We start from the raw sequence: 741 nt of genomic DNA, 5'->3' as shown, positions 1-741 counted from the left end.
CAATGGAATGCGACAAAGGCCACGTTCACTTGTTCTTAGATACACCACCAACACTTAGTCCTGCTGATACAATGGCAAAAATTAAAGGAGTGACATCAAAACGTTTGAGAGAAGAGTTTCCACATCTTCAACACTTGCCGAGCCTATGGACGCGTTCTTATTTTGTTTCTACTGCTGGAAGTGTATCAAGTGAGACAATAAAACATTATGTTGAAAATCAAAAAAAGAGGGGGTGAAACTTGTGCCACAAACCATCACGGTTAAAGTTAAATTGCTTCCAACAAAAGAACAAATCATGCTATTGGAACAAAGTAGCCACGAGTATATAAAAGTCATTAATGCCCTTGTATCTGAAATGGTTGAAGCAAAGAAAAGCACGAAGAAAAGTACAAAGGATATTGAGGCCAATATCCCAAGTGCGGTGAAAAATCAAGCAATTAAAGATGCGAAAAGTGTGTTTTCTACAAAGGTGAAAAAGAGTAAATACAAAATCGTTCCGATTCTAAAAAGACCTGTTTGTGTATGGAATAACCAAAACTATTCATTTGACTTCACACACATTTCAATTCCGTTTATGGTAAACGGAAAGTCAACTCGTTTAAAGGTTCGCGCTTTATTAATCGACAAATATAATCGCAATTTCGAATTGTTGAAGCACAAGTTAGGTACACTTCGTATCACAAAGAAATCTGCTAAATGGATTGCTCAAATATCTGTCACGATTCCTACAAACGAAAAAAT

2 protein-coding genes are annotated in these 741 nt (G+C 36.3%); both read left to right on the top strand.

All coding sequences use genetic code 11. The features are described 5' to 3' along the window. Positions 1-236 (top strand): IS200/IS605 family transposase (gene tnpA / locus FE392_RS22550; RefSeq protein WP_319931915.1); only part of this gene is annotated, 236 nt, incomplete at its 5' end. Positions 237-241: 5 nt separating this feature from the next. Next, a partial coding sequence (locus FE392_RS22545) for a hypothetical protein (protein WP_500692705.1) occupies positions 242-741 on the top strand: 500 nt, incomplete at its 3' end.

Source organism: Xenorhabdus santafensis (genome assembly GCF_033949405.1).
GTDB classification, from domain to species: Bacteria; Pseudomonadota; Gammaproteobacteria; order Enterobacterales; family Enterobacteriaceae; genus Xenorhabdus; species Xenorhabdus santafensis.
The sequence above is the reverse complement of the archived record's forward strand: the minus strand, read 5'-3'. Positions and strand labels throughout refer to the sequence as shown.